The 16,327-nt window shown below is 70.4% G+C and carries 1 protein-coding gene; it reads left to right on the top strand.

Features of this window, described 5'->3' with window-relative positions; all coding sequences use genetic code 11:
• Positions 1 to 16,154 (top strand): amino acid adenylation domain-containing protein (locus PO605_RS21355; protein ID WP_442874742.1); only part of this gene is annotated, 16,154 nt, incomplete at its 5' end.
• Positions 16,155 to 16,327 lie beyond the last annotated feature (173 nt).

Here is a 16,327-nt window from a genome sequence, read left to right as displayed (position 1 = left end):
ACCAGAGCCCCCAACTCATCAACATGTACGGCATCACCGAGACCACGGTGCATGTGACGTACCGGGAGATCACCAAGGCGGATTTGGACGGAGGCCGCAGCCCCGTTGGCGTGGCGATTCCGGACCTGGGCCTGTACGTGCTCGACGGCAGCCTGAACCTGCTGCCGCAGGGTGTGGCGGGAGAGTTGTACGTGGCAGGCGAGGGCCTTGCACGCGGCTATCTCAACAGGCAAGGACTGACGGCAGAGCGCTTCATTGCCAACCCCTTCGCGGAGTCCGGCGAGCGCCTGTACCGCACGGGCGACTTGGTGCGCTGGAACGCGCAGGGCGAACTCGAATACCTGGGCCGTACCGACCAGCAGGTCAAGATCCGGGGCTTCCGCATCGAGCTGGGCGAGGTGCAGTCGCAATTGCTGGCCCAGCCTGAAGTGCGCGAGGCGGTGGTGCTGGCCAAGGAGGGCGCAAGGCTGATCGCCTATGTCTCCCTGCGTGACGCGGTGGAGGAAAGCCAGCTCAAGCAGCGCCTGGGCCAGGCGCTGCCCGACTACATGGTGCCCTCGGCCATCGTCGTGCTCGACGCCCTGCCTTTGACAGCCAACGGCAAGGTGGACCGCAAGGCCTTGCCCGAGCCGGAGATGGCGAGTGCGCAGGAATACGAGGCACCGCAAGGTGAACTCGAAGAAACGCTGGCGCAGATCTGGGCCGAGGTGCTGGGCGTGGAGCGCGTGGGCCGGCAGGACGGCTTCTTCGAGCTGGGCGGGCATTCGCTGCTGGCCCTGGGCCTGCTGGAGCGCGTACGCGCCCAGGGCCTGCGCGTGCAGGTGCGCACGCTGTTCCAGCACCCGAGGCTGGCGGAGTTTGCGCAGGCGGTACTGGAGGAACAGCAGGAGCAGCAGGGTGAGCAAGGTGCGCAGGTGGCCGGCGAGATCGACGTGCCGCCCAATGGCATCCCCGAAGGCTGCACGGCGATCACGCCGGACATGCTGACCCTGGTGGCGCTGGATGAAGATGAGATTGCACGCATTGCCGCTGCGGTGCCCGGTGGCGCAGCCAACATCCAGTACATCTACCCGCTGGCGCCGCTGCAGGAGGGAATTCTGTTCCACCACCTGCTGCAGTCCGAGGGCGATGCCTATGTCACCTCGCACACGCTGAGCTTCGACTCGCGCGAGCGGCTGCAGCGGTTTGCCGAGAGCTTTGACCAGGTGGTCGCGCGGCATGACATCCTGCGCACGGCCGTGTTCTGGGAGGGCCTGGCGACGCCCGTGCAGGTCGTCTGCCGGCAGGCCCGCCTGCCGCTGTCCTGGCTGGAGGAGGGCGGCGCGGCGGCATCATCGCAGGACGCGCTGGCCCGGCTGGCCGCCTGCGCCCAGGGCTACCGCATCGACCTGCGCAAGGCGCCGCTGATCCACCTGGTGGCCGCGCAGGACGCGCCGGGCCAGCGCTGGCTGCTGCAGATCCTGGCCCATCACATGGTGGACGACAACACCACGCTCAAGCAGGTGATCGGCGAGATCGCGCTGATCCAGCAGGGCCGCTCCAGCGCACTGCCCCGGCCGCTGCCGTTCCGCCAGTTTGTGGCCCAGGCGCGCTCGGGCGAGGGCACGGCCGGGCATGAGGCGTTTTTCCGCGCCATGCTGGGCGATGTGCAGGAGCCCACGGCGCCCTTCGGGCTGCTGGATGTCCAGGGCGACGGAGCGCGCACGAACGAGGTGCGGCAGGCGCTTGACGGCGGCCTTGCCGCCCGGTTGCGGCAGCAGTCCCGGCGCCACGGCGTCAGCGCCGCCGCGCTGTTCCACCTGGCCTGGGCCCTGGTGCTGGCCAGGACCAGCGGCAGGGACGACGTGGTGTTCGGCACCGTGCTGTTCGGCCGCATGCAGGCGCAGCAGGGCGCGGCCCGCGCGCTGGGCATGTTCATCAATACGCTGCCGCTGCGCGTTCGCCTGGCCGGTCGTGGCGTGGCCCAGGCCCTGCGCCAGACCCAGGCCGCGCTGACGGACCTGCTGCACCACGAGCATGCCAGCCTGTCGATGGCCCAGTCCTGCAGCGGCCTGGCCGGCGGGGCGCCGCTGTTCACGGCCCTGCTCAACTACCGGCACACGGCGCTGCAGGACGCGGACGCTGGCGATGCCTGGACCGGCGTGCAGATACTGCAAAGCCACGAGCGCACCAACTTCCCGTTCGGCCTGTCGGTCAACGACACGGGCGAGGGCTTCACGCTGATCGCGCACGTGATCGATGCGGTGAATGCCCACAGCATGTGCGGCTACATGCACCAGGCGCTGGACAGCCTGGCCGATGCCCTGGCGCGCGAACCCGGCCAGCCCGTGACCGCGATTGCGGTGCTGCCCGCGCATGAACGGGACAGGCTGCTGCAGTGGAGCCTCAATGGCAAGTCCCATCCCCAGGCCCTGCCCGTGCACCGGGAATTCGAGGCCCGCGTGCGGGAGCAGCCCGATGCCGTCTGCCTGGTCCATGGCGACGAGGCGCTGACCTCGGCCCGGCTCAACGCCCGTGCCAACCGGCTGGCCCACCGGCTGATGGCCCTGGGCGTGGGGCCGGACGTGCGCGTGGGCGTTGCGCTGGAGCGCTCGGTGGACATGGTGGCGGGACTGCTGGCGGTGCTCAAGGCCGGCGGCGCCTATGTGCCGCTGGACATGGAGTACCCGGTGGACCGCCTGGCCTACATTGCCCAGGACAGCGGCATTGCCCTGCTGCTGACCGAGCGCAAGGCACGCGAGCGCCTGCCGTTCGCGCAGGCGCTGAACGTGGTCGAGCTCGACGATCTGGACCTGGACGCAGGGCCTGACCACAATCCCGGAGTGGTGGTCCATGGCGACCATCTGGCCTATGTGATCTACACCTCGGGCTCCACCGGCCGGCCCAAGGGGGCGGCCAACCGGCATGCCGCGCTGTCCAATTGCATGGCCTGGATGCAGGACCACTACCGGCTCACGCGGGCCGACGCGGTGCTGCACAAGGCGGCCTTCGGCTTCGATGTCTCGGCCTGGGAAATCTTCTGGCCGCTGACGGCGGGCGTGCGCCTGGTGATGGCCCGGCCCGGCGACCACCGCGATCCCGAGCGCATCGTCGCGCTGATCCGCCGCCACCAGATCACCACGCTGAACTTCGTGCCGGCCATGCTGCAGGCGTTTCTGGCCCATGAAGGCATCGAGGAGGAGACCCGCCTGCGCTATGTGATCTGCGGCGGCGAGGCCATGCCGGCCGAGACACAGCGCGAGGCCCTGCGCCGCCTGCACGGCGTCAGCCTGCAAAACCTCTATGGCCCCACCGAGGCCGCCATCCACGTGACGCACTGGACCTGCCGCGACGATGGCCGCAGCCCGGTCCCCATCGGCCGCCCCGTCAGCGCGACCAAGGCCCTGGTGCTGGGCCAGGATCTGGGACTGGTTCCCGCAGGCGTGGCCGGCGAACTCTATCTGGGCGGGCAGGCGCTGGCGCAGGGCTACCTGGGCCGGCCCGGCCTGAGCGCCGAGCGCTTCGTCGCCGACCCGTTCGACCAGGGCGGCGGCCGCCTGTACCGCACGGGCGACCTGGTGCGCTGGAACGACGAAGGCCAGCTGGAGTACCTGGGGCGCCTGGACCACCAGGTGAAGATCCGGGGCTTTCGCATCGAGCTGGGCGAGATCGAGGCCCGGCTGCTGGCCCAGCCCCAGGTGCGGGAGTCCGTGGTCGTGGCCCGCAAGGGCCCGGCGGGCATGCACCTGGCGGCCTATGTCTCGGCGCATGAGGGGCTGCAGGTCACGGCGGCCGAACTGCGCGAGCGCCTGGCCCTTGAACTGCCGGACTACATGGTGCCGGCCGCCATCATGGTGCTGGACCGCCTTCCCCTGAATGCCAATGGCAAGGTGGACAGGGCCGCCTTGCCCGAGCCTGAACTGCTGGCCAGCCTGCACTACGAGGCGCCCGTGGGCGATGGCGAGCAGCGTCTGGCCGCACTCTGGAGCGAGGTGCTGGGCGTGGAGCGCGTGGGGCGCCACGACCATTTCTTTGAGCTGGGCGGGCACTCGTTGCTGGCCCTGAAGCTGCTGGAGCGCATGCGCGCCCAGGGCTGGGTGACGCAGGTGCGCACGCTGTTCCAACACCCCCGGCTGGCGGATCTGGCACTGGCGCTGCGCCGCGAGCAGGGCCTGCCCCGGCATGAGGTGCTGGTGCCGCCCAACGGCATCCCCGAAGGCTGCACGGCCATCACGCCCGCCATGCTGACGCTGGTGGCACTGGACGCGCAGGAGATCGCACGGGTCGAGGACGCCGTGCCCGGTGGCGCGGCCAACATCCAGGACATCTATCCGCTGGCGCCGCTGCAGGAAGGCATTCTGTTCCACCACACGCTGCACCAGCAGGGCGACACCTATGCCACGCCCACGCTGCTGGGCTTTGACACGCGGGAGCGTTTGCTGGGCTTTGTGCAACGGCTCAACCAGGTCATCGCACGCCACGACATCCTGCGCACGGCCGTGCTGTGGGAGGGGTTGGCCGAGCCTGTGCAGGTGGTGTGCCGGCAGGCGCAGGTGCTGCTCGACTGGCTGGACGAGAGCGAAAAGGGTAGCGAAGGGGAGGTTGCGGACGTGGCAGGCCGGCTGCAGGCCGTGCTGGACCCGCGCGTGCAGCGCATCGATGTGCGCCGTGCACCCATGATCCGCGCCGTGGCGGCGCAGGATGCGCCCAACGGGCGCTGGCTGCTGCAGCTGCTGACGCATCACCTGGTGCTGGACCACACGACGCTGGAACGCATCGTCGAGGAGATCGCGCTGATGGCCCAGGGCCGCGAGGCGGAGTTGCCCAGGCCTTTGCCGTTCAGGCGCTTCGTGGCCCAGGCCCGGCTGGGCGTGAGCACCAGCGAGCATGAGGACTTCTTCCGCGCCATGCTCGGCGATGTGGATGAGCCCACGGCGCCGTTCGGCCTGCTGGATGTGCAGGGCGACGGCAGCGCGGTGGAGGAGGCCAGGCTTGCGCTGGATGCACCGCTGTCGCGCGAGCTGCGCCGGCAGGCGCAGCGCCATGGGGTGAGTGCTGCCAGCCTGTTCCACCTGGCCTGGGCGCTGGTGCTGGGCAGGACCACGGGCAAGGATGACGTGGTGTTCGGCACCGTGCTCTTTGGCCGCATGCAGGGCGGGGAGGGCGCGCACAGCGCGCTGGGCATGTTCATCAACACGCTGCCGCTGCGCATACGGCTGGGCGGGCGCAGCGTGCAGGAATGCCTGCGCCAGACGCATGGGCTGCTGACGGGGCTGATGCACCACGAGCACGCCACGCTGTCGCTGGCGCAGCGCTGCAGCGCTCTGGCGGGGGGGACGCCGCTGTTCTCGGCCCTGCTCAACTACCGCTACAGCGTGGCCCCGCAGGAGGGGGCCGCAGCGGGCGCGTGGGAAGGCATGACGGCGCTGGGCGGACAGGAGCGCACCAACTACCCCGTGACCGTGTCCATCGATGACCTGGGCGAAGGCTTTGGCATCGTGGCCCAGGCCGATGCTGCTCTGGGGGCTGAACGGCTGTGTGGATACATGGCGGCGGCCGTGGCCTCCCTGGTCCACGCGCTGGAAAGCGAGCCCGGCCTGGAGGCTGCGGCGCTGGACATGCTGGACGGCAAGGAATGGGCGCAGCTGCAGGCCTGGAGCCTGGGCGCCCGAACCGAACCCGGAATGCAGCCTGTGCACCGGTTGATCGAGCGCCAGGCCCAGGCACGGCCGGACGCCGTGGCGCTGGTCTTTGGCGATCAGGTTCTGAGCTACGACCAGCTCAACCGCCGCGCCAACCAGCTGGCACACCGGCTGATGGCCCTGGGCGTGAGGCCGGAGACCCGGGTGGGCATCGCCATGGAGCGGTCCATCGAGATGGTGGTGGGCCTGCTGGCCATCATGAAGGCCGGTGGCGCCTATGTGCCCCTGGACCCCGATCACCCGCCCGAACGGCTGGCGCAGATGATCGAAGACGGCGCCGTGCGGCGCCTGCTCACCCACAGCGCGCTGCGCGAGCGCCTGCCCGCAGGCGAGGATCTGCAGTGGCTGGACATCGACCGCATCGATGTGGCCGGTGAATCTCAGCGCAACCCGGTGGTTGCCGTGCATGGGGAGCATCTGGCCTATGTGATCTTCACCTCGGGCTCCACGGGCCGCCCCAAGGGCGCGGCCAACCGGCATGCGGCCCTGCACAACCGGCTGGCCTGGATGCAGCAGGCCCATGCGCTCGATGCCTCGGACGCCGTGCTGCAAAAGACACCGTTCAGCTTCGATGTGTCGGTCTGGGAGTTCTTCTGGCCCCTGATGGCCGGCGCCCGGCTGGTGATGGCCGCGCCTGGCGATCACCGTGACCCCGCAAGGCTGGTGGCGCTGATCACGGGCCATGGCGTCACCACCGTGCACTTCGTGCCCTCCATGCTGCAGGCCTTTGTGGCCCATGCGGGCGTTGCGGCATGCACGGGCCTCAGGCGCATCCTGTGCAGCGGCGAGGCCCTGCCGGCCGAGGCGCAGAACGCCGTCTTCAGGCTGCTGCCCGGAGCCGGTCTCTACAACCTCTATGGCCCGACCGAGGCGGCCATCGACGTCACCCACTGGCGCTGCTGCGACGACGGGCGGCGCCAGGTTCCCATCGGCCGGCCCATCAGCGGCATCCGCACCTATGTGCTGGACTGCGCCATGCGGCCGGCGCCACAGGGCGTGGCCGGCGAGCTGTACCTGGGCGGCATGGGCCTGGCGCGCGGCTATCTGAACCGCCCCGCACTGACGGCCGAGCGCTTTGTGGCCGACCCGCTGGACACGCAGGGCGGCCTGCTGTACCGCACGGGCGACCTGGTGCGCTGGAACGGCGAAGGCCAGATCGAGTACCTGGGGCGCCTGGACCACCAGGTGAAGATCCGCGGCCTGCGCATCGAGCTGGGCGAGATCGAGGCCCATCTGCTGGCCCAGACCGGCGTGCGCGAGGCCGTGGTGGTCGCGGCGCAAGCCACATCGGGCGCGGCGGGCGCACGCCTTGTCGCCTATGTGGCCAGCCCGGACGCCGATGCGGGGCTGGCCGAAACCTTGCGCCAGGCTTTGGCCGGGCGGCTGCCGGACTATATGCAGCCTTCGGCCATCGTCGTGCTGCCTGCGCTTGCGCTCAATGCCAACGGCAAGGTGGACCGCAAGGCCCTGCCGCAGCCCGAATGGGCGCAGCGTGGATACGAGCCGCCGCACAACGGGGTGGAGCAGCAGCTGTCGGCGATATGGGCCGAGCTTCTGGGGCAGGACCGCGTGGGGCGGCGCGACAACTTCTTCGAGCTGGGCGGGCACTCGCTGCTGGCCATGGGCATGCTGGAGCGCATGCGCGCGCATGGCCTGTCGGCCTCGGTGCGCAGCCTGTTCCAGCATCCGCAGCTGGCGGATTTTGCGGCGCAGCTGATGCAGGCGGACGACGCCGCCCAGGTGCAGGTGCCGCCCAACGGCATCCCCGAAGGCTGCACGGCCATCACGCCCGCCATGCTGACACTGGCGGCGCTGGACGTGCAGGAGATCGCACGGGTCGAGGCCGCCGTGCCCGGTGGCGCGGCCAACATTCAGGACATCTATCCGCTGGCGCCGCTGCAGGAAGGCATTCTGTTCCACCACACCCTGCACCAGCAGGGCGACGCCTATGCCACGCCCACGCTGCTGGGCTTCGACACGCGGGAGCGTTTGCTGGGCTTTGTGCAACGGCTCAACCAGGTCATCGCACGCCACGACATCCTGCGCACGGCCGTGCTGTGGGAAGGGCTGGCCGAGCCCGTGCAGGTGGTCTGCCGGCAGGCACAGGTGCTGGTCGATTGGCTGGAGCCTGGTGAAAGCGAGGGCGAGGGCGAGGGCGAGGGCGAGGGCGAGGGCGAGGGCGAGGGCGATGTAGCCGCCGCGCTTCAGCAGCGCCTGGACCCGCGCGTGCAGCGCATCGATGTGCGCCGTGCACCCATGATCCGCGCCGTGGCGGCGCAGGATGCTCCCCACGGGCGCTGGCTGCTGCAGCTGCTGACCCACCACCTGGTGCTGGACCACACGACGCTGGAGCGCATCGTCGAGGAGATCGCGCTGATGGCCCAGGGCCGCGAGGCGGAGCTGCCCAGGCCTTTGCCGTTCAGGCGCTTCGTGGCCCAGGCCCGGCTGGGCGTGAGCACCAGCGAGCATGAGGACTTCTTCCGCGCCATGCTCGGCGATGTGGATGAGCCCACGGCGCCGTTTGGCCTGCTGGATGTGCAGGGCGACGGCAGCGCGGTGGAGGAGGCCAGGCTTGCGCTGGATGCACCGCTGTCGCGCGAGCTGCGCCGGCAGGCGCAGCGCCATGGGGTGAGTGCGGCCAGCCTGTTCCACCTGGCCTGGGCGCTGGTGCTGGGCAGGACCACGGGCAAGGACGACGTGGTGTTCGGCACCGTGCTCTTTGGCCGCATGCAGGGCGGAGAGGGCGCGCACAGCGCGCTGGGCATGTTCATCAACACGCTGCCGCTGCGCATACAGCTGGGCGGGCGCAGCGTGCAGGAATGCCTGCGCCAGACGCATGAGCTGCTGACGGGGCTGATGCACCACGAGCACGCCATGCTGTCGCTGGCGCAGCGCTGCAGCGCTCTGGCGGGGGGGACGCCGCTGTTCTCGGCCCTGCTCAACTACCGCTACACCGCAGCGCCGCAGGAGACGGAGGCAGCGGGCGCAGCCTCGGGCGCGTGGGAAGGCATGACGGCGCTGGGCGGGCAGGAGCGCACCAACTACCCGGTGGACATGTCCATCGATGACCTGGGCCAGGGCTTCCGCCTGGTCGGGCAGGCCAGCAAGACCGTGGGCGCGCAGCGCCTGTGCGCCTACATGCTGGCCGCCGTGGAAGGCATTGTTGCGGCCCTGGCCGAAACGCCCGCGCTGCCGGCCTGCGATATCGAGTTGCTGGACCGGGACGAATGGGCGCTGCTGACGCAATGGGCGCAATCGGTGCAGTCTGGATGCAACCCGCCGCGCCGCGACGCCCAGCCCCTGGTGCACAGGCTGTTCGAGCAGCAGGTGGACGGGCGGCCCCAGGCCACGGCCCTGGTCTTTGGCGACGAATGCATCAGCTATGCGCAGCTCAACCGGCGTGCCAACCGCCTTGCGCACCGCCTGATCGCCGAGGGCGTGGGCGCGGAGGTGCGCGTGGGCATTGCGGTGGAACGCTCGGTGGAGATGGTGGTGGCCGTGCTGGCCGTGCTCAAGTCGGGCGCGGCCTATGTGCCCCTGGACCCCGGCTATCCGACCGAGCGCCTGGCCCACATGGTCGAGGACAGCGGCATGGCCTGCCTGCTCACGCAGTCCCGCCTGGGGCTGGAGGTGGCCGGTCGCGTGAAGGCGCTGGACCTGGATGCCATCGGCGCGATGCCGGGGCCCGACCACAACCCCGGCGCCGCCGTGCATGGCGAATGCCTGGCCTATGTGATCTACACCTCGGGCTCCACCGGACGGCCCAAGGGCGTGGGCATCTCCCACCGCTGCCTGGCCGAGCAGGCGCAGCTGGCCGTCGGCTTTGCCGCGCTGTCGCCGCAGGACCGCGTGCTGCAGTTCGCCACGCTGAATTTCGATGGCTGCATCGAGCAGCTGTTCGCGCCGCTGGTGGCCGGCGCGGCCATGGTGCTGCGCGGGCCCGAACTCTGGGACAGCGCCACCTTCCACAGGGAACTCATGGCCAGGCAGATCAGCGTGGCCGATCTGACCACCGCCTACTGGCTGCTGCTGGTCCAGGATTTCGCGCGCCAGGGCCTGCGCGGGTACGGGCGGCTCAGGCAGGTGCATGTGGGCGGCGAGGCCATGCCGGGCGCCGGCCTGCAGGCCTGGCGCGATGCCGGGCTGGGCCATGTGAGGCTGCTCAATGCCTATGGCCCGACCGAGGCCACCGTCACGGCCTCCCTCTTCGACTGCACGGGCCTGGTGGAAGGCGCCGGCGCGGCGCCCCAGGACCTTCCCATAGGCCGGCCCCTGGCGGGCCGGCACATGTGGGTGGTGGACGACCGGATGCGCCCCGTGCCCCTGGGCGTGGCCGGCGAGCTGTGCATAGGCGGGCCCCTGCTGTCGCGCGGCTACCTGAACCGGGCAGGGCTCAGCGCGGAGCGCTTTGTCGCCGACCCCTTCGGCCGCGATGGCGCAAGACTCTATCGCACGGGCGACCTGGTGCGCTGGAATGCGCAGGGCCAGCTGGAGTACCTGGGGCGGGTGGACCACCAGGTCAAGATCCGCGGCCTGCGCATCGAGCTGGGCGAGGTGCAGGCGCAACTGCTGGCGCTGGACGATGTGCGCGAGGCCGTGGTCGTGGCCGGCGAGGGACCGGCGGGCACGCGGCTGCTGGCCTATGTGTCTGCCCGCAGCGGGCGGACCCTGGACGGGCAGGAGATGCGCGAGCGCCTGGCCACGGTACTGCCCGACTACATGGTGCCGGGCGCCATCATGGTGCTGGACCAGTTGCCGCAGAACGCCAACGGCAAGCTGGACCGGCAGGCCCTGCCCGCGTTCGGCATGCCAGCCGCCAGCCAGGCGCCCGAGGGCGAACTGGAGGCGCTGCTGGCCCGTATCTGGGCCGAGGTGCTGGGCCTGGAGCGGGTGGGGCGCAGCGACAACTTCTTCGCGCTGGGCGGTGATTCCATCCTCAGCCTGCAGATCGTCTCGCGCCTGCGCCGCTTCGGCTGGAAGCTGTCGCCACGGCAGCTGTTCGAGCGGCAAAGCATTGCCGAGCTGGCGCGTGTGGCCGAGCCCGTGCAGGACGAGGCCGTGGAGCATGAGACCCCGGTCCAAGGGAGCGTTCCCCTGCTGCCCATTCAGGCGGAGTTCTTCGAAACGGACGTGCCGCAGCGATCCCACTGGAACCAGGCCCTGCTGCTGCGCAGCATGCAGCCGATGCAGCCTGCGCCGCTGCGCCAGGCCCTGGCCGACCTGCTGGCCCGGCACGACAGCCTGCGCCTGCGCTTTCGCCCCACGGCGCAGGGCGCCTGGGAGCAGGCCTACGCAAGCCCGTCCGAGGCCGACCTGCAGGCACTGCTGTGGGTGCGCCAGGCACGGGATGCCGGCGCGATCGAGGCCTTGTGCGAACAGGCGCAGCGCAGCCTGGACATCGTCCACGGGCCGCTGCTGCGCGGGCTGTGCATCGAGGTGGGCGACGGCAGCTGGCGCCTGCTGCTGGTGGCCCACCATCTGGTCGTCGATGGGGTCTCCTGGCGCATCCTGCTCGAAGACCTGCGTTCGGCCTATGCCAGCCGGCTGCAGGGCCTGGAGCCCGCCAGGGTCCACAAGACCGCCAGCTACCAGCGCTGGTCGCAGGCGCTGCAGGCCCATGCCGCGCAATGCGGCGGCGAGCTGGCCTTCTGGCAGGCGCTGGCCCAGGTGCCGGCCGTCCTGCCCTGTGCCCGCCCCGGGGGGGCCAACACCCTGGCATGGCAGTCCAGCGTCGAGCTGCGGCTGGACCGCGAGCGCACCGAGGCCCTGATCAGCCGCGTGCCGGCGGCCTACAGGACGCAGATCAACGACATCCTGCTGGCCGCCCTGGGGCGCGCCCTGTGCGCGTGGAGCGGGCAGCAGCGCATCCTCGTGGACCTGGAGGGCCATGGCCGCGAGGAGCTGTCGGCCGGCGTGGACGTCTCGCGCACCGTGGGCTGGTTCACCAGCGTCTTCCCGGTGGCGCTCGATGCGGGCACAGGCCCGGGCGACGCGATCAAGCGCGTCAAGCAAAGCCTGCGCGAGGTGCCGCTGCACGGCCTGGGCCATGGCGTGCTCAAGTACCTGGGCACGGCGCAGCAAAGGCAGGCCATGCGGGCCTTGCCCCAGGCCAGCCTGGTCTTCAACTACCTGGGGCAGTTCGACGCAAGCTTTGACAGCGCGGCCCAATGGCTGCCGGCTGCCGAGGGCAGCGGCATGCCGGCCGACGCCTCGGCGCCGCTGTCGCACGAGTTCACCATCAATGGCCGCGTGTACGACGGCGAGCTGGTGATGACGGCCGCCTTCAGCACGGCGCGCCACGACACCGCCGATGTGCAGGCCTGGATGGGGCGCTACCGGCAGGAGCTGGAAGGGCTGATCGACCACTGCCTGAGCGGCGCGCAGGGGGTGACGCCCTCGGACTTCCCGCTGGCCCGGGTCACGCAGGCGCAGCTGGACGGCCTGGACCTGCCTGCGGGCAATCTGGCGGACCTCTATCCGCTGTCTCCCATGCAGTCGGGCATGCTGTTCCACAGCCTGTCCGATCCCTCGGGGCTGTCCTATGTCACCCAGCTGCGCATCGACGCGCATGGCCTGGATGCCGCGCGTTTCCGAAAGGCCTGGCAGGCGGTGCTGGACCGCCATGCCGTGCTGCGCAGCGGCTTCCTGGCCGATGCGTCCCTGCCGCTGCAATGGGTGGCCCGGCAGGTCCTGCTGGACATCACCGAGCATGACTGCCGGCACAGCGAAGATGTGGCGGGGGCCCTGGATGCCCTGGCCGCCGGGCAGTTCGCGGCCTTCGACCTCAGCAAGCCGCCGCTGATGCGGCTGGCCCTGGTCCGCGTGCCCGATGGCAGCCACCACTGCATCTGGACCGCCCACCACCTGCTCACGGACGGATGGAGTTCATCGAGCCTGCTGGGCGAGGTGCTGCGCGACTACAAGGGCATTGCCGTGGAGCCCGTGGACACCAGCTACCGCGACTACATCGCATGGCTGCAAGGCCTGGACCACGGGGCCAGCGAGGCCTACTGGAGGCGCCTGGTGCAGCCGCTGCACGAGCCCACCTTGCTGGTGGATGCGCTTGCCCGGCCTGCTGTCCGGCCTGGTGCCTTGCCTGCAGCCCGGCGGGGGCACCACGAGGCGGGCGCCGCGCTGGATGCCGGTGCCACGCAGCAGCTGGTGGAGTTTGCCCAGCGCGAGCGCGTGACGGCCAACACCCTGGTGCAGGCCGCATGGTCGCTGGTGCTGGCGCGGTACACGGGCCAGGCCACGGTGGCCTTCGGGGCCACGGTGGCAGGCCGCCCGCCCGAGCTGGCCGGCGTGGAAAGAATGCAGGGGCTGTTCATCAACACCTTGCCGGTGGTCGTGGCCTGCGACGGCGCGCTGGAGCTGGGTCCCTGGCTGCGCACGCTGCAGGCTCAGAACCTGGCCTCGCGCGAGCATGAGCAGACGTCGCTTTCGGACATCCAGCGCTGGGCGGGCAAGGGCCAGCGCGGCCTGTTCGACAGCATCCTGGTGTTCGAGAACTACCCCATGGATGCCGTGCTGTCCGCGCACGACGACCCGCATCTGCGGTTTGCGGTGACGCATGCCATCGACGTGACCTCCTATCCCATGGACCTGGAGGTGCGGCTGGGCGATGTGCTGTCGCTCAAGATGATCTACCAGCGGAGCAGCTTCGGCGATGACGCCGTGCAGGCCCTGCTGCGGCAACTGGTGCAGGTGCTGGCGTCCATGGCGGGCGAGGGCATGCACTGCCTGCGGGACATCGCCTTGCTGCCCGAGCCCGGCCGCGATGGGCCGGCGGGCACGGACACAGGCACAGGCACAGGCACAGGCACGGGCACGGATGCCTGCCGCCCGCCGTTCCTGCCCGTGCATGCCGGCATGGCGCTGCAGGCGCGCCGGGACCCCGGCGCGGTGGCGCTGGTCATGGGCGAGCAAACCATCAGCCATGGCGAGCTGCAGGCGCGCAGCAACCATTTCGCCAACCGACTGGTGCAGGCCGGCGTGGGGCGCGGCGCCATCGTCGGCATCGCCATGGAGCGTTCGCTGGAAATGGTGATCTGCCTGCTGTCCGTGCTCAAGGCGGGCGCGGCCTACCTGCCCCTGGACCCGGCGTCGCCGGCCGAACGCCAGAGGTTCATGCTGGCAGACAGCGGTGCCTCCCACCTGATCGCCCACAGGGCGGCGCTGCACAAGCTGGGCACGCCGGCCGTGGCCCATCTGGTGGTGGCCGAGGAGGTGGACTTCACCCAGGCCTGCAACGCGGCGCCGGCCCATGCCGTGCACGAGCGCGACCTGGCCTATGTGATCTACACCTCGGGCTCGACCGGGCAGCCCAAGGGCGTGGTGGTCGAGCACGGGCCGCTGGCCATGCACTGCGCGGCCACGGCCGGGATCTACGGCATGCGGGCGAACTCGCGCGAGCTGCATTTCATGTCCTTCTCGTTCGACGGCGCGCACGAGCGTTGGCTGACGGCCCTGAGCATCGGCGCCGGCCTGGTGCTGCGCGAGCCGCAGATGTGGACGGCGGAGCAGGCCTGCGAGGCCCTGCGCCACCATGGCATCTCCAATGCCGCGTTCCCTCCGGCCTATCTGGCGCAGATCGCGGACTGGGCCGCAGAGCAGTCGCAGGAGCCGCCGCCGGTGGAGTTGTATGTCTTCGGTGGCGAGGCCATGCCCAAGGCCGCCTACGACAAGGTGCGCCAGAGCCTGCGCCCGCGCCTGCTCATCAACGGCTACGGCCCCACCGAGACGGTGGTGACGCCGCTGATCTGGAAGGCCGATGCCAGCGAGACCTTCGACTGCGCCTACGCCCCCATCGGCCGGCCCGTGGGCGAGCGCACGATGCACATCCTGGATGCCGACCTGCACCGTGTGCCGCACGGCGTCGTGGGCGAGCTGTACATCGGCGGCTATGGCCTGGCGCGCGGCTATCTGTCGCGCCACGGCCTGACGGCCGAGCGCTTCGTCGCCGACCCCTTCGACGGCGGTGGCGGCCGCCTGTACCGCACGGGGGACCTGGTGCGCGAGATGCCGGACGGCAACATCGAGTACATAGGCCGGGCCGACCACCAGGTCAAGATCCGGGGCTTCCGCATCGAGCTGGGCGAGGTCGAGAAGGCCGTCCGGGCCGTGCCCGGCGTGGTCGATGCCGCCGTGCTGGTCCAGGATGCCGGGACAGGCAAGCAACTGGTGGCCTATGTGGTGGGAGAGGAGGGCACCGCCGCGCAGTCCCTGGTCCAGCGCATCCGCCAGCAGACAGGCGAGCACCTGCCCGACTACATGCTGCCGGCCCATACGCTGGTCCTGCCCGCCTTGCCAAGACTGGTCAGCGGCAAGCTCGACCGTGGTGCGCTGCCGCTGCCGCAGGCAGATGCCGCGCGGGTTCACGTGCCACCGTCCACAGCGGCGGCCATGGCGCTGGCCCGCATCTGGCAGGAGGTGCTTGGCGTGGAACGCGTGGGCGAGACCGACAACTTCTTCGAGCTGGGCGGGGACTCCCTGCTCAGTCTCAGGATGCACGCCAAGGTGCGAAAGCTGGGCGATCCGCGGCTGGACTTCAAGCTGCGCGACCTGCTGCAGCGGCCCACCATTGCCGGCCTGCTGGAGCTTCGCTCAGCCGGCATCTATGGAGCTGGGGGCGTCGTGGCGCTCAACGCCGTGTGCGAGGCTGCACCACCGCTGTTTTGCGTGCATGCCGGGTTCGGCACGGTGTTTGACTACCAGCCGCTGGCGCGGGCCTTGCAGGACCGGCGCACCGTCCACGCCATACCCTGCCGCAGCCTGGGCGATCCCGGCTACCGCGACCGCTCGCTGGAGCAGATGGCCGACGACTACTGCGCGATGGTGAGGCAGGTACAGCCCGCCGGCCCCTACCACCTGCTCGGCTGGTCCCTGGGCGGCAGCCTGGCGGCCCTGATCGCGGCCCGGCTCGAAGGCCAGGGGCAGACGGTGGGCTTCCTGGGACTGGTGGACCCGTTCGTGCCTGCTGGCGATGCGGCCGGGTCCCCGTCGTGGTGGGATGACTTCCGGCTCTTCGTCTCGCAGATGCTGCCCTTGGCGCGCATCGAGGACCTTGCGGACATCGATGCATCGGTGCCGCCCCGCGCCGATCTGCTGGCTGCCGCGCTGGGCCGCGAAGCTGCAAGGCAGGGACCGGGGGGACCCAGCGGCCATGCCTGCATGGACGGCGCCGACCTGGCACAGGCCTTTCTGACCACCCTGCACCTGAAGCACCTGGCGCTGCAGGCGCAGGCCCTGGCGCCCGTGCAAGCGGCGGCAAGCCTTTGGTGGAGCGATGAAACCGCGGCCGGGCACCGGCTGCGGCTCGCGCAGCAGCTGCGCCAGGAGGGGGCCGAGGGGGGCGAAAGGGCCGAAAGGGCAGAGGGCGCGGTGATCCGCGCCGACCACTACGCCATCATGAGGAACGAGAGGCTGACAGCCGAAATCCTCGACGCCTTGGCGCTGGAGTACGCGCTGGACTGAGGGGCAACGGCGGCCGGGGTGCCCCCCCCGGCCCGCCCCGTCCCGGGTCTTTTTCGTGAAAACCGGGTTACACCTTGTCTCCATTTTTGCGCGCAGAACGTCTTTGGAATGCACAACAACCCGGGCGGAGGTCCGTGCCCGGTTGGTAACCAGTCTCATTCAATGCCTTTGGA

The organism is Delftia sp. DT-2 (genome assembly GCF_028401915.1).
In the GTDB taxonomy this organism is placed as follows: domain Bacteria; phylum Pseudomonadota; class Gammaproteobacteria; order Burkholderiales; family Burkholderiaceae_C; genus Comamonas; species Comamonas tsuruhatensis.
The sequence above is the reverse complement of the archived record's forward strand: the minus strand, read 5'-3'. Positions and strand labels throughout refer to the sequence as shown.